This window comes from Thermoanaerobacter wiegelii Rt8.B1, from assembly GCF_000147695.2.
Lineage (GTDB): Bacteria > Bacillota > Thermoanaerobacteria > Thermoanaerobacterales > Thermoanaerobacteraceae > Thermoanaerobacter > Thermoanaerobacter ethanolicus.
Genome location: NC_015958.1, coordinates 1,919,169 through 1,941,358, shown reverse-complemented (window position 1 = coordinate 1,941,358; position 22,190 = coordinate 1,919,169). Strand labels below are relative to the sequence as shown.

Here is a 22,190-nt window from a genome sequence, read left to right as displayed (position 1 = left end):
TGGAGAAATGGTATCTTTTACTATGTTAAAAGAGGCTATGTTCTATAAAAAACTAGAGAATAATGTTGTAGAATGTTTATTATGTCCTCACAATTGCCGTATAAATGAAGGAAAGTACGGAGTCTGCAATGTGAGAAAAAATATAAACGGAACATTAGTGACTGAAAATTACGGAATTATAACCTCTGTAGCAATGGACCCAATTGAGAAAAAGCCTCTTTATCACTTTTATCCAGGCAGATATATATTTTCTGTGGGGACTTATGGCTGCAATTTAAAGTGTAAGTTTTGTCAAAATTGGGAAATAGCACATCAAAAATGGGAGGGAGATTACATCTCTCCTCAACAATTGATTGCTGCAGCAAAAAGACAAAGAGACAATATAGGGATTGCTTTTACTTACAACGAGCCTTTAATATGGTATGAATATGTACACGATGGATTGATTGAGGCTAAAAAAGAGGGGTTAAAAACTGTACTTGTGACAAACGGATATATAAATTTAGAACCATTAAAAAAGATACTTCCTTATGTAGATGCCATGAACATAGATGTAAAAGCCTTTATAGAAGATTTTTATAAAAAGATTGTCGGCGGAAGATTAGAACCCGTTTTAAAGACCGTCGAAGAAGTTTCGAAATATTGTCATGTAGAGGTTACTAATTTAGTTGTTACTGATTTAAATGACAAAGAAGAAGAAATAGAAAACTTAGTAAAATGGCTTTCTCAAATTGACAAAAATATACCTTTACATTTTTCAAGGTATTTTCCACGCTACAAACTAAATAATCCTCCTACTCCTATTTCTATTCTTGAAAAAGCCTATCAAATTGGGAAAAAGTATCTAGATTTTGTCTATGTAGGGAATGTAATGGGATTTGATAATAATACCCATTGTCCTTATTGCGGTAATTTGCTTGTAGAGAGGCAAAACTGGTATGTTAATGTGAAAGGATTGGAAGGCAATAAGTGTAGGAAATGTGGTAACAGTATAAATATAGTTAATTAAAGATGCAAATCAGTATCCATGCCTTAAGGTGCCCGCCTCCGCCCTCCTTGGCTTCGGCCCTGCCTCTACCATCGGTCTTGCTAAGTTTCCCGGCACTCAAGTAGGAGAGTTTGATAAAGCAAAAATAGAAAAAACAGGCATACTTACTTGAGTGCCGAGTCGCTTTGCAACAAGTCGCTCCTTATGCAAAATATCTCCTTTTACGAAAGTTTGTCTACAGTCTGTAAAAAGACTACAAAGCCTTTTCTTTTTTTGTGGCACTATCGTGATAATTTTCATATATTATCTTTAGATTATACTTTTTTGGAGGTAAATAATAATGGATGACATAAAAAAAGAATTTCAAAAGGCAGTTGATGCCTTAAAATATGCGATGGAATTGTCTTTTAAGGAATATAAAAAAGACCCGTCTAAAAAGAATGAAATAGTAAATTTATGGCAAGAGACAATAGGAGAATTTTTACAATATTTTTCTAAAATTAGTGAAAAATATAATGCAAAGGATTTATATAAAGCGATAACAAAAGTTATGATTTTTGGTAAATAACACATTAAATTATATAAAAAATTGAGGGCAAAATATTAATGGAACAAAAGAGAGGAGGAGAGAAGAAAATGGGTATTTTAAAATTTCTTTCCTCCAGAAAGCTTTACTGGGGGATTGGAGCAGCAGCTTTAAGTTTAATGCTCTACCCAAAAGCAAAAGAAAATATGAAACCATCAATAGAAAAGAGCATAGAAGAGATGCAAGATGCTGTTAATAGAGCTATGGAATTTTTTGACAATAGCAAACAAAAAATAGTTGAAACAGTTAAAAGTAAGATGGAAGAATTAAGGCAGCAAGGCAGTCAAAAAGAAGAGATGATGCAACAAAAACAACAAGCACTACAGCAATTAGAATACCTTAAAAATAAGATACAAGCTCTTGAAGAGCAGATAAAAACATTAGAATGATAGTTTTGCTCAACCGATAAGGTTGAGCTTTTTCGGTTCACAAAGAGGCGGAATAAATTTGTTTTGTATAAAAACTTAGCAATATGTACATACTGTACATATTGCACATAATATGATATAATGGAGGTGAAAAAGGGGGAATGAATGAAATGTTTACAGTGAATGCAACAGATGCTCGAAATGAATGGAGTGATTTTATCAATTCGGTCATTCGTGAAAAGCCAAAAATTATTAAGCGCACAAAAGATTATATTTTTGTTTCAAACTTAGAAATGGCAAAAGAAATGTTAAAAGTATATACATTTACAGCAAATATTTTTAAAGAAGAGGATGGGAGTGTAACAATTTCATTAAACGAAATTGATATTGTTGCTAATGGAAAAAACGAAGAAGAAGCTTTAAATCGTTTAGTAAATGATTTAATTGAATATGCAGAAGATTTTTATAACGACTTTCAATATTGGTATTCAGCTCCTAACCGTAAAAAACATTTACCATATATTTTAAATGTCTTATTACAAGATAGTCATGAAGGAGTAAAAAAACTAATAAAATGCCAACGTGGAGAGAATTAAAGCGTTTTTGTGAAAGAGACGGTTGGGAGTTATATAAACAAACGGATCATTATTTCTACGTTAAACGTGATAAAAATGGCAATGTTAGACGGACAAAAGTTTCAATGGGAAGTGGTGAAATTCCAAAATATTTATGGAAAGAGATTTTAAAAAATCAGCTTCAAGTTTCAGAAGAATATTTTAACAGCAAAATATAGTATCGAGGTACAGTATTTTTACTTCGATGCTTTTTATTTTGTTAGACTGCTTCGGCAGTCTTTTTTAAATAAAAAAACAAAATTTAAAATAAAAGTATGAAAATTTATTTGTTGCTATTGATTTTTTTTAATTTAGAGGTATAATAGTAAATGTAATGCGTTACACATTTTATTAGCTATGTCTCTGAAAATCAATGAAAAATATTATGTAATCTGTTACACAGGAGGTTACAATGGCTAATATTAGAGAAGTTGCTAAAAGAGCGGGAGTCTCTGTTGCAACAGTATCAAGAGTTTTAAATGGCAGTGACTCGGTGTCTGAAGAAACAAAGGAAAGAGTATTAAAAGCGATAAAAGAATTAAATTATCATCCAAATCTCCTTGGAAGAAATTTAAGACGTTCTGAAACGAAAATGATATTGGCTTTGATGCCTAATGTCTCAAATCCTTTTTATGCAAGGGTTGTAAAAGGAATAGAAGATGTAGCCCATAAAAATGGTTACAATGTAATGCTTTGCAATACTGATTCTGATATTAACAGAGAAAAAGTATATCTTGAAATTTTAAAAAACAGATTAGCGGATGGCGTTATTTTTATGGCGCCTGTGATGGGAAAAGAAGAATTGACATTGATAGGCCAAAATTATCCTGTCGTTCAGTGTTGTGAATACATAGAAGGAGCTGGCGTTTCATATGTATCTATAGACAACTTTTCTGCAGCTTACAAAGCGGTGAAGCACTTGATAAGTTTGGGACATAAAAGAATAGGAATGATAAGCTGTGAAAATAACTTTGTATCTACAAAGCAGAGGGAAGCGGGTTATAAAAAAGCTCTTGAAGATTCAGGGATAGAATTTGACGAAAAGCTTATAAAATACGGAGATTACAGCTTTAAAAGCGGAGTAAGAGCAGCGAAACAGCTTTTGGCGATGGAAGAAAGGCCTACTGCTATATTTGCAATCTCTGACATCATGGCTATTGGAGCTATAAGAACGATAAAGGAAGAAGGGCTTAAAGTCCCTGAGGATATAGCGGTTGTAGGCTTTGATGATATAAGCTTTGCTTCTATGTATGACCCTATGCTTACAACTATTTCACAGCCAAAATACGATTTAGGGTGTGTTGCTATGGAACTACTGATAAAACACATGAGTGGCAAATTAGAAGAACCACAGAGGATTTTTTTAGAGCATGAGCTAATAATAAGAGAGTCGACAGTAAAATAAAGAATAAAGTTTTGTCTTAAAAATACAAATTTAAATATAATTAGGGGAGGAATTTTTATGGTAAAAGAAAAACTTAGAGTAGGAATTATAGGTTGTGGAGGAATTGCTTTTGGCAAACACATGCCCTCTTTGACAAAACTAGACAATGTTGAAATGGTGGCCTTTTGTGACATCATAGAAGAGAGGGCTCAAAAAGCGGCAAAAGAATATGGAACAAAAGACGCGAAAGTATATACGGATTACAAAAAACTTCTTGAAGATAAAACGATAGATGTGGTTCATGTTTGCACTCCCAACAAGTCTCATGCAGACATAACTGTTGATGCTCTTTATGCAGGAAAACATGTAATGTGTGAGAAGCCTATGGCTAAGACTGCTGCAGATGCCAGAAGAATGGTGGAAGCATATAAGAAAACAGGTAAGAAACTCACTATAGGGTATCAAAATCGCTTTAGACCAGATTCTCAATATTTACATAAAGTTTGTCAAAATGGTGAACTAGGGGAAATATATTTTGCTAAGGCTCATGCTATACGTCGCCGCGCGGTACCTACATGGGGTGTTTTCTTGAATGAAGAAGAGCAAGGCGGTGGGCCTTTAATCGATATAGGAACACATGCCCTTGATTTGACATTGTGGATGATGAATAACTATAAGCCTAAAGTTGTAATGGGAAGCGCCTACTATAAATTAGGCAAAAGAGCAAATGCTGCGAATGCTTGGGGGCCATGGGACCCTGAAAAGTTCACAGTTGAAGATTCAGCTTTTGGATTTATAGTAATGGAGAATGGGGCTACCATTATATTAGAGTCCAGTTGGGCTTTGAATACTTTAGAGGTTGGCGAGGCTATGACCACTTTGTGTGGAACAGAAGGCGGAGCTGACATGAGAGATGGACTTCGCATAAATGGAGAGAAATTTGGAAGACTTTATACAACTAAAGTTTCTACTGATGTAGGTGGAGTAGATTTCTATGAAGGTAAATCAGATGACCCAGGATTTTTAGAAGCAAAAGCTTGGATTGATTGCATCATAAACGATACAGAGCCGGTTGTAAAGCCAGAAGAAGCTCTTGTAGTAACTGAGATACTAGAGGCTATTTATATATCTGCGAAAACAGGAGAACCAGTATATTTTAACAGGTAAATGGAGGCTTTTGTATGGAAAAACTTAAATATGCATGTGTTGGTGCAGGGTCAGTTGCTGATTACAAACACTTAAACGGTTATTCAAAAGTAGAAGATGTTGAAATTGTAGCCATATCTGATCCGGATATAGAGGCTGCAAAAAGATTAGCGGAAAAGTACAATATACCTCACGTTTATGCAGATTATGAAGAAATGTTTGAAAGAGAAAAACCAGACTTAATAAGCGTATGTACTCCTAATTATTTACATGCGCCTATTTCTATAAAAGCGATGGAAAATGGAATTCATGTGCATTGTGAAAAACCTATAACTCTAAACGCAAAAGAAGCTTATGAGGTCATTGAATCAAAAAATAAATACAAAAGGAAGTTTATGGTTGGACTAAATAATAGGTTTACAGATGAATCTTTCTTTGTAAAAAGATATATAGAGGAAGGGTATATAGGCGAAATATACCATGTAAAAAGTGGCTGGAGGAGAAGGAGAGGCATTCCTGGAAAGGGCGGATGGTTTACCAATAAGAAATTATCTGGGGGAGGCCCATTAATTGATTTAGGTGTACATTTTTTAGACTTAGTCTTGTATTTCATGGGATACCCTAAAGCTCAATCTGTGTCAGCAGCTACTTATTCTAAGTTTTCAAATAGCAATAGTTTAAACAGCTGGAATTATGCAAAAAGCGGGGATGGAATTTACGATGTGGAGGATATGGCAGTAGGCTTTGTAAGGCTTAAAAATGGTGCCACAATTGACTTTGAATTCAGCTGGGCTTCCAACATTGAGGGAGATTACAATTACTATGAAATTTTAGGTGATAAAGGTGGCATATGGTTTAAAAACGGACAGCTTAAAGTATTTTCGGAAATTGTTGATACATTGATTGACATAGTTCCCGACACCAATTATCCAAAATCGCCTTTAAATGAATTTGAACATTTTGTTGACTGTATAAAAAATGACAAAGAGCCTCTGGCTTCTGCTGAAGAAGGGGCAAAACTCATGGAAATAATAGACGGTGCCTATGAATCAGCTGAAAAAGGTAAGGAAATAGTTTTAGGTTAAAGGGGGAAAAATTAAAATGAGTATACCTATAGCACTTCAACTTTACACTTTGAGAGAGAAGACACAAAAAGATTTTACAGGTACTCTTGAAAAGGTTGCGGAAATAGGATACGAAGGAGTGGAGTTTGCAGGATATGGCGGTTTAAAAGCATCAGAATTAAGAAAAACGCTTGATAAATTAGGATTAAAAGCTGCTGGTAGTCATGTAGGAATAGATTTATTGAAAAACAATCTTGAGGAAGTGATAGATTATAACCTCGAAATAGGCAATAAATACATCGTCTGTCCATGGAATGAGTACAAGTCAAGAGAGGATTACATTGAAACAGCAAAGTTGTTTAATAGAATAGGTGAAAAGTGTAGGGAAAAGGGACTTGAGTTTTGCTATCACAACCACAATCACGAATTTGAAATATACGATGGAGAATATGGACTTGATATACTTTACAAAACTACAGATAAAGACCTTGTAAAAGCTGAAATCGATGCGTATTGGGTTACATATGCGGGAGTTGACCCGTTAGAATATCTTAAAAAATTCTCCAATAGACTACCTTTAATTCACTTAAAAGACATGGATAAAAAGGACAGGTCTTTTACTGAAATAGGAAATGGAATTATCAATTTTAAAGAAGTAATAAAAATTGCAAAAGAAAATGGAGTTAAATGGCTAATTGTTGAACAGGATGTGTGTAAAAGACCTCCAATTGAAAGTGTGAAAATTAGTTTTGAAAATTTAAAAAAGATTTTAGAGGAGGAAATGTAGATGTATTTAGGATTTTTAACAGTATGTCTTGGGAATATGCCTCTTAAAGAAAAAGCTAAGTGGGCAAGTGAAAATGGGTTTAAATCACTGGAAATTGCCTGCTGGCCTAAAGACAATACGAGGGATTATTCTGCCAGTGACATAGATGTAGAAAATCTCACACCTGAAGAGGCGGAAGAAATAAAAAAATATTTTAAGGAGTACGGGCTCACAATTTCATCTCTTGCATATTATGACAACAACCTTGACAGAGACCCAGAAAAGAGAAAGTTTATAAACAATCACTTAAAAAAGTGCATTGATGCAGCTAAAATGCTTGGGACTGACATGGTGGGAACTTTTGTAGGAAGAAACATTGAAAAGAGCATAAAAGACAATTTTGATGAATTTGAAAGAGTCTTTACTGATATAATAAGCTATGCGGAAGACAAAGGAATAAAAATTATAATCGAAAATTGCCCTATGGAAGGATGGCAGGTACCTGGCCTTCCAGGAACCATATCTTTTACACCAGAGCTTTGGGAGGAGATGTTTAGAAGGATACCTTCTAAAAACTTTGGTTTAAATCTTGACCCTTCCCATCTTGTTTGGCAGTTTATAGACTATATAGATGTGATACCAGAGTTTAAAGATAGAATATTTCATGTACACGCAAAAGACACAGAAGTGTTTGAGGATAAATTTAAGCGATATGGAGTTTTCAACAGACAGCTTTACACAGGAACGCATGGCGAATTTGGATACTGGAGATACCGAATGCCAGGTATGGGAAATGTAGATTGGGGCAAGTTTATAAAGGCGCTAAAAGACAATGGATATGATGGGGTAATAAGCATAGAACATGAAGACCCTCTATATGAAGGCAGTGAAGAAAAAGTAAAAGAAGGGCTTCTTTTAGGATTAAACCATTTAAGTCAGTTTGTAAAATAGGAACAAAAGAGCTCAACCACAGCGGTTGGGCTCAGACTGTAGACAAACTTTCGTAAAGGAGATATTTTGCATAATGAACGACTTGTGACAAAGCGGCAACAAAACTTAGCGAGACCAAGGGTGGAGGCAGGGCCGTAGCCACGGATGGCGGAGGCGGGCACTAAGACAAGGATGTCGAATGTGCCCGGTACCCTGCCGGAACCCGAAGGTCGAGTTTAGTTTTGTCGCTTTGGAACATCGGAGTGACGATGCAAAATATCTCCTTTGAATATTTTTTAACTTTGTCAATCGAGTAGGAGCTGAATAATTATTTTATTCAGCGTCCTCTCACACCACCGTACGTACCGTTCGGTATACGGCGGTTCATTAGGAATTATGTACAATTCTTAGTACATCATTTCTTCCATCCCTTGACGCCGATGATATACTATGCACTTCCGTTGTCTTTTGAAATTCCCTTTCTCTATCCAACGGATAGCCTCTTTGTTGAGTTGTCTGCAGTCTTCGCATATCTCTCGAGTTCATAAGATTTCCGAAACCTCCTAATGTTCAGTCCTTCCTTATCTATTCATGTCTAGATAAGTACTATGACCTCTGCTGACTTCTCAAGGTTCAGCCATACATCACTGTATGGGTTGTCACTTCATATTTTACTTCCATGACTTATCCTTGAGACCTCCCCGGGTAAGAACGATTGCTTTCATCTCATATATCTGCCAGATTTACTGTATGGGATTCGGGTAGTGTTGGACTTTGTTTTGATGTGCAAACTCATCCATCCCAATTCAGCCTCTTATCTGGTTCTTGTTCATCAGACCGAGATTTTGCCTTAAGCTTCCTTCAGATTCCACCTCACGATGGACACCCTTGCTCTCGGCTAGTGGTTCCCACTACCAAGCCCACAGCGGACTTTCACCGCCTAGCTATCGCCCATGCCGGGCGCACACAAACTGAGCTCAACCACAGTGGTTGAGCTTTTGCTTTTATTTATATAAAGTTAAAATTTATGGTATAATCAAAAGTAAGAGCAATTGAGGTGGAATAAAATGGTCATATCAAAAATGGCAGAGATACTTGTAGAGATTTTTATTGTAATGGCAGCAGGATATTATATCACCTATATAAAATTAGTTAAGCAAGAACATTTTAAAATGCTGGCGGATTTAATCATTTTAGTTACAACACCTTTACTTATCTTTCACAACATGTATTCTAATTATACGCCAGCACTACTTAGAACTGTTTACATACTGCCTTTTGTAAGCGCCTCCACGTTAGTTTTGACATTATTAGTTTCAATGGCTTTTTTTAAATTACTTAAAGCTCCAGAAGAAAAGAAAAACGTGTTATATGCGATTTCCTCTTTTAGCAATACTTTATTTTTAGGGCTTCCCATAAACATTGCCTTATTTGGAGATAAAAGTATACCTTATGTTATCCTTTACGATTTAGGGCACACAGCTTTATTTTGGACTTTGGGAATATGGGTTTTATCTGAAGAAAAATCTTTTGACATAAATGGTTTAAAAAAACTTCTAAATCCTTCTTTTGCTTCTCTTGCTTTGAGTTTTTTAATAGTGATATCAAGAATCAAAATACCAGATGTAATACTGAAAAGTGCACAAATGATAGGTAGTGTAACTATTCCTCTGGCTATAATGTTTATAGGGATGAACATGTATATAATCAAGAAAAGCAATATAGACTATTTTGTTTATCTTGCAGCAATAATAAAGCTCATTTTGTCTCCTTTAATAGCTTTTGGGATTGTGTACTTTTTAAATTTACCCCTTAATGCTAAAAAGGTTGCAGCTTTAGAGGCAGCAATGCCAACGATGATGACAGTAGCCATTGTTGCGAGGCAAATGAGCGAAAAAAATAGTTTTGCTTCTGCAGGGGTGTTTGTTACAAACTTGGTTTCGTTTTTGACAATACCAATATTTTTGGTATTGATTAATATATTTTAATTGGAGGAGTGATACAAATGTTTAAAGTCTTTGTGACAAGAGCTATTCCTGAAGAGGGACTTAATCTTTTGAGAAAGTATTGCGAGGTAGAAGTAAGCCCTTACGACAGAATGCTTACAAAAGAAGAGTTACTTGAAAAAGTACAGGGCAAAAATGTTGTAATTACACAGCTTACAGACAAAGTAGACAAAGAGTTTTTTGAAGCTGCAAAAGAAGTAAAAATTGTTGCAAATTATGCTGTAGGATTTGACAATATAGATTTAGAAGAAGCTACAAGAAGAGGAGTTTACATAACAAATACTCCTGACGTGTTGACAAACGCTACTGCGGAACTGGCTTGGGCTCTTCTTTTTGCAACTGCAAGAAGAGTGGTAGAATCTGATAAATTTATGAGAGCAGGAAAATTCCAAGGTTGGGCGCCAATGCTTTTCTTAGGAAAAGGCGTAACAGGCAAGACATTAGGAATAATAGGTGCAGGTCGCATAGGACAAGCTTTTGCTAAAATGGCAAAAGGCTTCGACATGAAGATTTTGTACACTGCACGAAGTCCTAAAAAAGAGTTTGAAGAAGAGACAGGAGCTCAATATGTAGACTTGGATACTTTGTTAAAAGAATCTGATTTTGTTTCCATACACGTGCCATTAACTCCTGAAACAAGACATTTGATTGGAGAAAGGGAATTAAAATTGATGAAAAAGTCTGCTATATTGATAAATACAGGGAGAGGTCCTGTTGTAGACGAAAAAGCCCTTGTAAAAGCGTTAAAAAACAAGGATATATATGCAGCAGGATTAGATGTGTACGAAAGAGAGCCTCTCTTTGAAGAAGAACTCGCACAGCTTGACAATGTCGTAATGCTTCCTCATATAGGAAGTGCAACAGAAGAAGCGCGAAGGGACATGTCAATACTTGTGGCTCAAAACATAATTGATGTAATAGAAGGAAGAGTGCCTCGCACTTTAGTAAATAGAGATGTATTGAATAAATAATAATTTAAAGGAATCCTTTTTGGAATTCCTCAGAATGTAGACAAAATCTTTATATAGGAAATATTTTACATAAGGAGCGACTTGTTGACAAAGCGTTAACTAAACTTAGCGAAACTGAGGGTGGAGGCGGGGCCGAAGCCAAGGAGGCGGAGGCGGCCACCCTGAGCCATGGAGGGCGAATGTGGCCGGCACCCCGCCGTAACCTCTAAGTTTCGCTTTAGTCTAGTCGCTTTGCAACTCTGGAGCGACAATGCAAAATACTTTCCTGTAAAACTTATTTTGCTACAAAACTCGGGAATCCTTTTATGGATTCCTTTTTTCAATTCCAGACATTCCATAAAAACCAAGAAAAAAATTTTAAAACAAAGAAGGATTTTTTGGATTTATGTAGAATTAGTACACTAAAAGCAATAGAATCCACAAACAAAATGTGTGTTTTTAATTTGTGCCCCGGAGAGGTGTTGGATTACGTTCTTTATGGAAAGAATAAAAATGACTAATAAGTGTAGGAGAGGAAGTAAATGCTTGTTTCAACGAGAAGAGATAAGATTAAAGAGATTATTTTAAAAAAGAAAGTCGTTAAAGTATCCGAACTCTGTGAGATGTTTAATGTTTCTGATGAGACAATAAGAAGAGACTTGGAAGAGTTGGAAAGACAAGGACTGGTGGAGAGGAACTATGGAGGAGCAGTATTGAAAGAAAATATCATTATACCTCCCCTTGTCAAAAGATTTAAAGAGCATATAGAAGAAAAACAAAAAATAGCAGCAAGGGCTGTGGCAGAAATACAAGAAGGCAATGTCATATTTTTAGATGCCGGTTCTACCACATATCACATAGCCCGTGCCATCAGAAATTTCAAAGGCATAACGGTAGTGACGAATGCATTAAACATTGCTACAGAATTAGCCAACAATACTGACATCAATCTTTTTATTACCGGCGGCAAATTAAAGCCTGATAATCATTCAATGGTAGGATTTGAAACCTTAAATTGTATAGGTAAATACAACATCGATATATTATTTTTAGGGACAGGTGGCATTTCATTAGAAAAAGGGCTTACCACCTCTGATATTTTTGAAGCGGAAGCGAAAAAAGCCATGATAAAGTCAGCCAGCAGAGTAATTGTAGTAGCAGATAGCAGCAAATTTGGGAAAGTCGCAATGGTATCTTTTGCTACTTTTGAAGATGTGGAGAAAATAATAACTTCTGGAGAGGAAAACAAAGAGATAATAGAGGAATTAAAAAATTATGTGAAGATTGAAGTCGTGTGAAAATAGAAAAGGAGTAGTAAACTGAATTTTAAATAAATACGAACACGAGCACTATGATTTGGTTGCAAAAAACATTGAAAATCACTTGAAAGAAATATTTAACATATAAAGAAAGGAAGATAAAAATGAGTGTAAAAATTGCGATTGTCAACTCTAGCAGTTTTGGCAAGCATTTCCCTGACCATATTGAGAAGTTAAAAGCATTGGGGGAAGTGGAAAGATTTGAACTTCCTCATGACATGAGGGGGAAGGCTTTAGCAGAAAAATTAATGGGCTATTCTGTGATTATTGCTAGTGTAAAACCTTATTACGACAGAGAATTTTTTGAATACAAAGATAAGACACTTTTAATAACACGCCACGGTATAGGATATGATGCTATAGACATAAAAAGCGCCACAGAAAAAGGTACTCTTGTCACAAAAGTTGCTGGAATTGTAGAAAGAGAAGCAGTGGCAGAAAATGCAATTGCCCTTCTTATGGATGTAATGAGGAGAGTAAGAGAAGCATCTTTAAGGGTAAAAGAAGGCAAATGGCAGGAAAGAGCGAGTTTCATGGGGTATGAAATAAAAGATAAAGTTGCAGGAATAATCGGTATTGGAAATATTGGAAGTAGAGTTGCAGAAATATTAAAATATGGATTTGGTGCAAAAGTAATAGCCTATGACCCTAATCTTTCAGAAGAGGAGATACAAAAAAGGGGAGCGCATCCTGTTTCTTTAGAAGAGCTTTTACGAACTTCTGATATTATTTCATTAAATTCCTCACTCAATGAAAAAAATTATCACATGCTGTCTCATAAAGAGTTTTCTATGATGAAAAAGGATGTATTTATTGTTAACACTGCAAGAGGTGAGCTTATGGATACAGAAGCTTTGATAAAAGCACTGAAAGAGGGGAAAGTTGCAGGAGCAGGATTGGACGTAGTAGAAGGTGAACCCATTGATGATAATCATCCCCTTTTAGCCTTTGACAATGTTATAATCACTCCTCATACATCCGCTTACACTTACGAATGTTTAAGAGGTATGGGTGACAAGGTTGTTTCAGATGTAGAAAAAGTCTTAAGGGGAGAAATTCCTGATGGCGTTATAAATAAAGAAGTCTTGGAGAGGGAGTCATGGAAAATTTAATTCTTTCTGTTGACATAGGTACTACAAATTTAAAAGCAGGTGTAGTGGACGAAAAAGGAAATATTTTAAGTTTATATAGAAAAGAAACGCCTATAGAAAGAGACAATGAAGGAAAAGCGGAGCATAATCCATAAGTCCTTTTTGGTGCTTTTGTAGAAGCAGTTAAAGAGGCGGCAAAAGGATTTGAAGATAAAATTTCTTTAATTGTGCCTTCTTCCTACATGTTTGGGCTAATACCTGTGGATGAAAATTTAAATCCCCTGATGGGTATGATGACTCTTTTGGACTTAAGGGCAAGAATCTCTTTTTTCTTTCCTATATAACTGGAGAAAAGGTTAAAGCGATAGGCAATATTGCTTCTGGAGTGTTTTTTGGATTGAAAAACACTCACAATAAAGGCCACATGATAAGAGCCGGCATGGAAGGAGTTGCATTTTCCCTAAGGATGCTTTATGAAGCTTTAAAGGATAACAATGTAAAAATAAAAGAAATTAGAGCGGGAGGAGGAGGCACAAAGTCGCCCATATGGATGGAGATTTTCGCTTCTACTTTAGGTTTGCCAATTAAGGTGTCTAATTTAGAAGAACCTGCTCTTGTAGGTTCTGCACTTTTAGGCTATTATGCAATGGGAAGGTACAAAACTTTGATTGAGGCCACAAGAGAAATGGTAAAAATAGAAAATACTTATGTGCCTTCCAAAAAAAAATAGAGTATCACGAAAAGAAATTTCAATTTTTTAGAGTTTTAACTAAAAATCTCAAAGAACTTTTTGAACTTCACAGCAAATTATAAAAACAGGAGGTAAAGTAAATGAATGAAATAGGTTTAATCGGCTTAGCAGTAATGGGACAAAATTTGGCTTTAAACATTGCCAGAAAGGGCTATAGCGTATCTGTATTTAATAGAACACCTGAAAAAGCACAAGAATTCATGCAAAACAAAGTAAAAGATGAACAAATTAAGCCTTATTATGACATCAAATCTTTTGTGGAATCTTTAAAAAGACCGAGAAAAATCATTCTCATGGTTAAAGCAGGAAAACCCGTAGATGATGTAATTCAAGAGCTTTTGCCTTATCTTGACAAGGGAGACCTAATCATTGATGGAGGAAATTCTTATTTTAAAGATACTTCAAGGAGAATTAAAGAACTAGAAGAAAAAGGCATACTCTATTTGGGAATGGGAGTATCAGGTGGTGAAGCTGGAGCTTTACACGGCCCTTCGTTAATGCCAGGAGGAACACAGGATGCATATGAAATGGTTAAAGATGTTCTTTTAAAAATTGCAGCTCAAACAGAAGCAGGGCCATGCTGTACATACGTTGGAAATGATTCAGCTGGACATTTTGTCAAAATGGTCCACAATGGAATAGAATATGCCATAATGCAAGCAATAGCTGAGGTTTACGATGTACTTCGAAAGGTGTTAAAACTTTCTCCCGAAGAGATAGGAGAGATATTTGAAAAATGGAATAATGGGGAGTTAAACTCCTTCCTGATGGAGATTTCTTATAAAATAATGAAGTACAAAGACAAAGAAACAGGAAAATACCTCGTTGACCTCATATTAGACGAAGCAGAACAAAAAGGCACAGGCAAGTGGACTTCCCAAACTTCTTTGGATTTAGGAATACCAACTCCCTCTTTGAACCTTGCAGTAGAAGCGAGAAGTTTATCTTTCTTTAAAGAGGAAAGAGTACAATTAGCTAAAAGAGTTACAAAAATATATCCTGAAATTGATATAGATAAAGAAAAAATAATAAAGGATTTAGAAAATGCATTACTTTTTAGTGTTTTTGCATCTTTTTCTCAGGGATTATGGGTTATATCTGAAGCTTCAAAAGTTTTTGAGTATAATATTGACCTTTCAGAAGTATTGCGTATTTGGAAAGGTGGCTGCATCATAAGAGCAAAGATTTTAGATTTCTTAAGAGACATTATTAAAGAAAATAAAGAAAATGTAAATCTTCTTAACAGTGAAAAGGCGTTATCTTTCCTAATGGATAAAATTGATTCAATAAAATATATCACTAATTTAGCAAAAGATTTTTACCTTCCAACACTTGTACTTAATTCTTCATTAGATTATTTTTTGAGCATGATAGAAGAAAACTTGCCTGCTAATCTAATCCAAGCTCAAAGAGATTTCTTCGGTGCTCACACTTACAGAAGAATAGACAAAGAGGGAATTTTCCACACTGAATGGGAGGCAGAATAATCAACATTGAATTAATAGGAATTTTTTGCTCTCCCTTTTCCTTTCAACAAAAATTCAATAAAAAAACTAAAAGAACACGAATAATTTTTTGGATTTGTGTAGAATATATATGATAAACACAAGATAATCTACAAAGTAAATAACTGAGAATTAAGCTGAACGCTTTAAACAATCAAAAGATTTGATCTTATCAAAATTGCCTGAAACGTTTAAAATTTGTTGAAGCTTATACATGTAGGGTTTTCATACTTAAAAGTAGTTTACTTAGGTTTTGGCAGAACCCCAAAATCCTCATAAATTAAGGGGTTCTGCTATATATTTTCAAAGAAATTCCCCTGATTTTGTCGAATTTTGTATATAGAAATACAAAATCCACAAAACGTAGGAAAACCTATGAAAAATAAAGCTAAACAATTTGTCTGAAATTATTCCGCCTTCTGTATTTGTCAAGTAAAAAATATACAGGGAAAACCTTGCCTCTTGAAGTTAATTTAAAAAGGTACTGGATTATTGATGAATTTTCTGCTATTCTTTTATTATGAGACATTTGCTCCACTCCCGACATAAATATTGTTATGGTAGTGTCTAACAATGTATAGCAATATTTATACAATGGAAACGGGCATTTGTCTCTACTTTTTTATAAATTTATTGCATATAAATTTATTATGGAAATTTATGTTATCAAATCTTCTCATCTATAGTTAATTGTTTAATTTGAGAAATTCTATAGGCTTTGAGCTAAATTAATTTGAGAAATAGAGTTTCACAACAACTTAGAAACTGGCTGATGAAATGGGGGCCGAATAGCATGTCAATTTTAAAAAGGAAAGATAAGATTTACAGAAAATTAAGAGAACTTACTGCTTCATTACCACTAAGTGTTGACAATAGCAAATTAGGATTTGAAGCTGGTTACATAGGCGAATTAATTGGAATCGATCGGGCTAATACAAGCAGAGAACTTAATAATTTATTAAAAGAAGGGAAAGTTCTAAAAATTAAAGGTAAACCTGTTTTATACTTAGATAGAATGTACTTACAAGAAAAGTGGAATATAAGCTTTGCTAATCCAGTTATAGAAAGTCAAGAAGAATTTACTTTGATGCTTAAAGAAAAGGGGGTATTAAAAAGTATAAAAAAAGAGACCGCAAAAAATAATATAACCACAAATAAGGTTAATCTCAATTTTGAGTTTTTAGAAAATAGTTTTGACAACCTTATAGGAGCTCAAGATAGTTTAAAAGACCAAATAACAAAAGCTAAAGCTGCAATATTATATCCTCCAGATGGACTCCATACATTAATTGTTGGACCAACAGGTGTTGGTAAAACTACCTTTGCGGAAGCAATGTACAAGTATGCAGTTCAGATAGGGATATTACATGAGAAGTCTCCATTTGTTGTTTTCAATTGTGCGGATTATGCTGAAAACCCTCAATTATTATTGTCTCAGCTGTTTGGATATGTAAAAGGAGCTTTTACTGGTGCAGATAAAGAAAAAAGAGGTCTTGTTGATGAAGCTGATGGAGGAATTTTATTTTTAGATGAAGTACATCGTTTACCTCCAGAAGGTCAAGAAATGCTTTTCACATTAATGGATAAAGGAATGTACAGAAGAATGGGTGAGTCAGAAAATACAAGAAAAGCAAAGGTAAGGATAATTGCAGCTACAACCGAAGAACCGCAATCAGTCTTATTGCATACTTTTTTAAGAAGGGTTCCTGTTATAATTCAACTTCCAAGTTTGGAAATGCGAACATTGAAAGAACGACTGATGTTTATATATCAATTTTTTTGGGAGGAATCTCGTCGTATTAAAGTGCCTATAAAAGTATCCAAAGAAGTTATAAAAGCCTTACTATTATACGATTGTCCAGGGAATATAGGTCAATTAAAGAATGATATTCGGCTTATATGTGCAAGAGCCTTTCTTGAATATATGATGTCTCCAAATACAGTAGTTGAGGTGAAACTTTCAATACTTTCGCGTCATATTCAAGAAGGGTTATTTAAAATAAGAGATAATAAAAGAAACGAAAGAATAATAGCAGAAATTAATAATTATAAAGATAAAGATATAGTATTTGATGGATATAATACGGAACTTATGAATGAATTTAATGATAAACTTTTTATAGGTGATTATAAAACAGAAGATAATTTTTATGAGATAATAATAAATAATTGGAAAAAATATAATGAAGAGGGATTATCTTCTGGGGAAATTAGAAAAAAAATAGAAAACCAGATTAAAGAATATTTTGATAAGTATTTATTTCCCAGTGAGTCAGAACTTAACATTATTAATCGAGATGTAGTATTAAAATTTGTAAGTCCCAATATACTAGAAGCTGTTGAATTTGCTTTAAATAGTGTAAAAGATAAATTTAAAGGGCTTATTGATCAACGAGTAACCTATACTATTGCACTTCATATTGCAACACTTTTAGAAAGATTAAAAATGGGTACAGTAATATCTCATCCGGATAGAGAAAATATAGCAAAAGATTACCAATTTGAATATACTGCTGCAGAAGAAATAAAGGCGAAATTAGAAGAGAAGCTATATATAAAAATACCAGAAGATGAAATAGCGTTTATAGCTATGTTTTTGCATGCGTTAAGAATAGGTAGAAGAGATGAAAGCATTGGTGTATTAGTCATAATGCATGGAGATTATGCGGCAAGCACAATGGCGAGTGTGGCAAATGCCCTTCTTGGGGTAGATCATGCAAAGGCTTTGGACATGCCTCTTAATGAAAAAGTTGAAGTTACCTTAAATAAAGCTATTAACATTGTTAGGCAAATAGATAGAGGGAAAGGCGTACTTATATTGGTAGATATGGGATCACTTACAACTTTTTCTGATATAATTTCAGAAAGAACGGGGATTATAACAAAAACGATAGAAATGGTAAGCACGCCCATTGTTATTGAAGCTACGAGAAAAGCTTTAATGCCTGATATGACTCTTGACGAACTGGTGCAAGAAGTTATAAGTTTGGGTTCTGCCATATATAGTAGTTGTAATAATAAAGTAATAGAATATACGCAAATAGATTTTGAAAATAATATACCTTTTTTAAAGAAAAACTTGATTAATATACTTGATAAAACGTTAACTTTCTTAAATCCCAATAAGGCATATAACATTCTAGAGAATGTATTAAAAAATATATTATCGGATATTGGTTCTGATGTGGACGAAGAAATATTGATAAAGTTCTTATTTCATTGTTCATGTATGGTAGAAAGAATTATAAAAGGTGATAGTTTGCCTTATAATAATTTGAATTTTATTAAAAATAATCAAAGTGTTATGTTTGAACTTATAAAAAAACATTTTGAAATAGTAGAAGAAGTTTTTGGAATTTTAATTCCTGACACAGAAATTGCGTATATAGTAGAAATGATCAGCACATATTATGGCACGCTTTTGACTAAGAACTGACACACATATTGAGATAAATATTTAAAGACAGCTACACAAATAAAGTTTTTTAACATACATTAGTGCTAATGCTTTAAAATAATAGCACTAATTTTTTTTCTATTGTATATACTAAGCAAAGACTTTCTTGAGGAATTTTTAATTAGCATTCATATGACAAAATACTTGGCATGAAATTTGCTAAAAAAATTAATAGAGATTTTAAAGAACCAACAATTATCATAATAAAGGGGTAATTTCATGATAGGAATTTTAGTAGTTACACATGGAAATTTGGGCAAGGAACTTTTAAAAAGCGCAGAACTTATTGTGGGAAAGCAAGAACGAACAATGGCTTTAGGACTTTTTCCAGGTGATAATATTGAGGAATTAAAAGACAATATATTAAAAACAATTGAAATACTCGATGAAGGTGATGGGGTTTTAATATTTATAGATTTTTATGGTGGGAGTCCAGCAAATGCTACTATTATTAGTAGTAAAGATCTAGGGGAAAATGTAAAAGTCGAATATATAACGGGTGTTAATATGCCTATGATTATAGAAGCATTGACAATGCGAAAAATTTATAATTTAAGTAGTTTAAAAGAACATTGTATTGAGAGAGGAGTCTGCGGAATAAAAGATTTGCGAAAGTTGTATTTCTAACCACAAAATAGTTTGTGAAGGAAGCTGATGTTATGGTAGATATTGTTTTGGCAAGAATTGATGATAGATTAATCCATGGGCAAATCATGGCTTCTTGGGTACTGCATACCCAAGCTCAAAAAATTATTATTGTTGATGATGAAGTTTCCAATGATGTGTTTCTTAGCAAAGTAATAAAAATGGCAGCTCCTCCAGGTATAAAAGTAGAGATTTATAGCATTAAAGGGGCGATTCATGTCTTAAAAGAGAAGTTTGTTGATAAGGAGAAAGTAATATTATTAGTGAAGAGCCCTTCTACAATGTATTCTCTGATAGAAGGAGGAGTTAAATTAAAAGAAATAAATATAGGTGGTATGAGTGCAGGACCAGGAAAGAAAATATTAGTTAAAAATATTTTTGTCTCACTTGAAGAAAAAGAAATATTAAAAAATATCTTAACAAAAGGTATACCTGTTTATTTACAGACTTTGCCTGATGACCCTAAGCTTAAGATAGACAAATATCTATGATATTTGCAATATTAGTGATTAAAAGCAGAATAAGGTATTCCCTCTTTTTGTAAGTTGTGTTTATATAATATTTAACAAAAGAGGGGGAATTCCTTTGAAAGTATATAACTGAACCACTTAATTTAAGGATTTTGGGGATTTGCAAAAGTTTAAAAATAATTTAAAACTGAAGGAGGTGGCGGGGGTTTTTGTTCACAATAGGAACTGCAAAAGCCTAAAAAATAATTAAAATGAAGGAGGATGTAAAGATGGATCAACAAATTACTCTTAGTGCTGGACAGGCAGCTTTAATAGCTCTATGGGTAGCAATAGTAGAAGCACGTGCTCTTGGATACTCTACGTTAATGCTTCGCTTTACTCCTATGATGACAGGTTTGATAGTTGGCATAGTTCTGCATAATATTCCTACTGCTATGACTGTTACTGCTGCTATTCAACTAATTTACATGGGTTTAATTGCTCCAGGTGGTACAATGCCAAGCGAACCGGCTGTGGCAACTGCTATAGCAGTACCGGTCGCGATTTTGGCAAAGCTAAGTCCAGAAGCAGCAATTGCTGTAGCTGTTCCTATAGGGCTTTTAGGTAGTTATCTTTATACTTTTAGGTTTTTTGTTAATACCTTTGTCGTTCGTTTAGCTAATAAATTTGCAGATCAGCTAAATGAGAGAGGTATAACTTTCTCTATTGTCGTTCTCCCCATCATTGTGAGTTTAGTTATCTTTTTTCCAACAATTTTCATTGCACTTTATAAAGGGACACCTTTAATAGCTGCATTAGTGAAAACAGTTTCTGCTGGCAAAGTTTTTCATATGTTGTCGGTTATAGGAGGAGGGTTGCCTGCGTTAGGAATTGCTTTGACATTAACTGTTATAGGGAAAAGAAAATTCGTTGTATTTTTCCTTCTGGCTTATTTTATGACAGTAATTTTGAAACCTCTTAATGTAAATACTGTAACATATGCAGTCTTAGGGGGAATAATAGCTTATTTGTATGTTATGTTAGCTAGCCCGCAACAAGTCGAAGAATAAAAATGATTAAGGAGGTAGATGAGAAATGGGGACAAACGAAAAGAGTAAAGATTTAAGTACTGACCAGGCTAATGGTTTTCCAGAGAAGATTACTAAGAAAGATTTACACCGGGCTTGGTTTCGATGGTGGTATGTAAATGAGATTCCTCATAATTATGAAACAATGATAGCTCCTTCATTTTTGTGGGCTATGATGCCTATTTTAAAGAAATTATATAAAAAGGCAGAAGACTTAAAAGAAGCATATAAAAGACACCTCCTATTTTTTAATACCCAATGTATCTGGGGAGGAGGTACTATACTTGGAATTACGATTTCTTTAGAAGAAGAGAGAGCTAAAGCAATAGCTGAAGGAAGAAAAGAAGAAGCCGTCACTCCTGAAGTTATTAATAATACAAAAGTTGGTTTGATGGGGCCGCTTGCGGGTATAGGAGATGCGATAGATTCTGGGACTGTTCAATATATTTTAATAGCTCTTGCTCTTCCTTGGGCACAAGCAGGCAATCCTTTGGGTGCTTTGATTCCGTGGGTTGCATTCGTTACAATAACATATCTTTACGGATTTTACTTTGTTAGGGCAGGGTATAGTTTGGGACGAGCTGCAGTAGCGGAGATAGTTAGTGGTAAACGCATAAGAAGCATCATAGATGGATTATCGGTTTTGGGTACCTTTATGATGGGCGTTTTAGCAGCTTCATATGTGAATGTAAGTACTCCACTTAAGTGGACTATTTCAGGGAAAGAATTTGTGCTTCAACAGATACTGGATAAAATATTACCTGGTATGCTACCTTTACTTGTGGTAATGTCAGTTTATTTATATTTCTCTAGAAAAGGATTGAAAATTATACAAGTGCTTATGTGGTTAATAGTTATCTTTGCTGTGTTAGGGTTTATAGGTATACTCTAATATTAAATATTAATGGTTTTTAAGAGTTAAAAATATAGACTTAATTGATATATTTTGTAATACATTAGTAGAATAATGAAAGATAAAATTTTAAAAGTTGACTATGATAAAATCGCAAATTGATAAACTTGTAATTCTCTGAAATTATAAGGGAGGAGGGATGTTTTGTTTCTCCCTCTTACCTTGTTTAG

At 34.2% G+C, this 22,190-nt stretch carries 23 protein-coding genes; 22 read left to right on the top strand and 1 reads right to left on the bottom strand.

Annotation, left to right across the window (positions count from 1 at the left end; all coding sequences use genetic code 11):
- The first annotated feature begins 7 nt into the window (after window positions 1-7).
- The 10 genes from amrS to THEWI_RS09550 all read left to right on the top strand — a co-directional run bounded on the left by amrS (window position 8) and on the right by THEWI_RS09550 (window position 7,867).
- Window positions 8-1,009 carry an AmmeMemoRadiSam system radical SAM enzyme gene (amrS, locus tag THEWI_RS09595; RefSeq protein WP_014063264.1) on the top strand — a complete coding sequence of 334 codons (1,002 nt, stop codon included), beginning with the start codon at window positions 8-10 and terminating at the stop codon, window positions 1,007-1,009.
- 319 nt (window positions 1,010-1,328) lie between these two features.
- Entirely contained in the window at window positions 1,329-1,556 is a 228-nt protein-coding gene (locus THEWI_RS09590) for a hypothetical protein (RefSeq protein ID WP_004404829.1), read from the top strand.
- A 68-nt stretch (window positions 1,557-1,624) separates the two neighbouring features.
- Complete coding sequence (locus tag THEWI_RS09585; RefSeq protein ID WP_014063263.1) at window positions 1,625-1,963, top strand: hypothetical protein; 339 nt, start codon at window positions 1,625-1,627, stop codon at window positions 1,961-1,963.
- 149 nt (window positions 1,964-2,112) lie between these two features.
- Window positions 2,113-2,538 carry a hypothetical protein gene (locus THEWI_RS09580; RefSeq protein WP_003869405.1) on the top strand — a complete coding sequence of 142 codons (426 nt, stop codon included), beginning with the start codon at window positions 2,113-2,115 and terminating at the stop codon, window positions 2,536-2,538.
- Entirely contained in the window at window positions 2,517-2,735 is a 219-nt protein-coding gene (locus THEWI_RS09575) for a type II toxin-antitoxin system HicA family toxin (protein ID WP_003869404.1), read from the top strand. Before THEWI_RS09580 ends, THEWI_RS09575 begins: the two co-directional genes overlap by 22 nt.
- A gap of 233 nt (window positions 2,736-2,968) precedes the next feature.
- On the top strand, window positions 2,969-3,961 hold the full coding sequence (locus tag THEWI_RS09570; protein ID WP_014063262.1) for a LacI family DNA-binding transcriptional regulator: 993 nt from the start codon (window positions 2,969-2,971) through the stop codon (window positions 3,959-3,961).
- Window positions 3,962-4,018: 57 nt separating this feature from the next.
- A complete protein-coding gene (locus THEWI_RS09565) occupies window positions 4,019-5,107 on the top strand; it encodes a Gfo/Idh/MocA family protein (protein ID WP_014063261.1) in 1,089 nt (362 codons plus the stop codon).
- Between the two features lie 14 nt (window positions 5,108-5,121).
- A complete protein-coding gene (locus THEWI_RS09560) occupies window positions 5,122-6,171 on the top strand; it encodes a Gfo/Idh/MocA family protein (protein ID WP_014063260.1) in 1,050 nt (349 codons plus the stop codon).
- Window positions 6,172-6,187: 16 nt separating this feature from the next.
- Window positions 6,188-6,937 (top strand): sugar phosphate isomerase/epimerase family protein, encoded by a 750-nt coding sequence (locus THEWI_RS09555; protein ID WP_014063259.1) that lies wholly within the window; start codon window positions 6,188-6,190, stop codon window positions 6,935-6,937.
- Complete coding sequence (locus THEWI_RS09550) at window positions 6,938-7,867, top strand: sugar phosphate isomerase/epimerase family protein (protein ID WP_014063258.1); 930 nt, start codon at window positions 6,938-6,940, stop codon at window positions 7,865-7,867.
- 366 nt (window positions 7,868-8,233) lie between these two features.
- Here the strand turns inward: THEWI_RS09550 and THEWI_RS14255 are convergent, their stop codons facing one another.
- Window positions 8,234-8,392 (bottom strand): hypothetical protein, encoded by a 159-nt coding sequence (locus tag THEWI_RS14255; protein WP_014062067.1) that lies wholly within the window; start codon window positions 8,390-8,392, stop codon window positions 8,234-8,236.
- 521 nt (window positions 8,393-8,913) lie between these two features.
- On the opposite strand from THEWI_RS14255, the gene THEWI_RS09540 reads away from it, so the two are divergent.
- From THEWI_RS09540 to THEWI_RS09485, 12 genes are all read left to right on the top strand, one after another.
- Window positions 8,914-9,834, top strand: a complete 921-nt coding sequence (locus THEWI_RS09540) for an AEC family transporter (protein WP_014063257.1) — start codon at window positions 8,914-8,916, stop codon at window positions 9,832-9,834.
- A 17-nt stretch (window positions 9,835-9,851) separates the two neighbouring features.
- A complete protein-coding gene (gyaR, locus tag THEWI_RS09535; RefSeq protein WP_014063256.1) occupies window positions 9,852-10,823 on the top strand; it encodes a glyoxylate reductase in 972 nt (323 codons plus the stop codon).
- Between the two features lie 521 nt (window positions 10,824-11,344).
- Window positions 11,345-12,100 (top strand): DeoR/GlpR family DNA-binding transcription regulator, encoded by a 756-nt coding sequence (locus tag THEWI_RS09525; RefSeq protein WP_014063255.1) that lies wholly within the window; start codon window positions 11,345-11,347, stop codon window positions 12,098-12,100.
- 125 nt (window positions 12,101-12,225) lie between these two features.
- Window positions 12,226-13,233: a D-isomer specific 2-hydroxyacid dehydrogenase family protein gene (locus THEWI_RS09520; RefSeq protein WP_014063254.1), complete on the top strand. Its 1,008-nt coding sequence runs from the start codon at window positions 12,226-12,228 to the stop codon at window positions 13,231-13,233.
- Window positions 13,221-13,367, top strand: a complete 147-nt coding sequence (locus THEWI_RS15845; RefSeq protein WP_004404789.1) for an FGGY family carbohydrate kinase — start codon at window positions 13,221-13,223, stop codon at window positions 13,365-13,367. Before THEWI_RS09520 ends, THEWI_RS15845 begins: the two co-directional genes overlap by 13 nt.
- Before the next feature lie 185 nt (window positions 13,368-13,552).
- Window positions 13,553-13,942, top strand: a complete 390-nt coding sequence (locus THEWI_RS15840; RefSeq protein WP_083820901.1) for an FGGY-family carbohydrate kinase — start codon at window positions 13,553-13,555, stop codon at window positions 13,940-13,942.
- A gap of 101 nt (window positions 13,943-14,043) precedes the next feature.
- On the top strand, window positions 14,044-15,450 hold the full coding sequence (gene gndA, locus THEWI_RS09510; RefSeq protein WP_014063253.1) for an NADP-dependent phosphogluconate dehydrogenase: 1,407 nt from the start codon (window positions 14,044-14,046) through the stop codon (window positions 15,448-15,450).
- Between the two features lie 811 nt (window positions 15,451-16,261).
- The gene (locus THEWI_RS09505) at window positions 16,262-18,904 is read left to right on the top strand and encodes a sigma-54-dependent transcriptional regulator (RefSeq protein WP_003869392.1); all 2,643 of its coding nucleotides are present in this window, start codon (window positions 16,262-16,264) and stop codon (window positions 18,902-18,904) included.
- A 240-nt stretch (window positions 18,905-19,144) separates the two neighbouring features.
- Window positions 19,145-19,552: a PTS sugar transporter subunit IIA gene (locus THEWI_RS09500; protein ID WP_003866634.1), complete on the top strand. Its 408-nt coding sequence runs from the start codon at window positions 19,145-19,147 to the stop codon at window positions 19,550-19,552.
- Window positions 19,553-19,584: 32 nt separating this feature from the next.
- Window positions 19,585-20,061, top strand: coding sequence for a PTS sugar transporter subunit IIB (locus THEWI_RS09495; RefSeq protein WP_003866635.1), 477 nt, complete (start codon window positions 19,585-19,587; stop codon window positions 20,059-20,061).
- A 248-nt stretch (window positions 20,062-20,309) separates the two neighbouring features.
- On the top strand, window positions 20,310-21,089 hold the full coding sequence (locus THEWI_RS09490) for a PTS mannose/fructose/sorbose/N-acetylgalactosamine transporter subunit IIC (RefSeq protein WP_014063252.1): 780 nt from the start codon (window positions 20,310-20,312) through the stop codon (window positions 21,087-21,089).
- Between the two features lie 25 nt (window positions 21,090-21,114).
- A complete protein-coding gene (locus THEWI_RS09485; RefSeq protein WP_003866637.1) occupies window positions 21,115-21,999 on the top strand; it encodes a PTS system mannose/fructose/sorbose family transporter subunit IID in 885 nt (294 codons plus the stop codon).
- The last annotated feature ends 191 nt before the right edge of the window (window positions 22,000-22,190 follow it).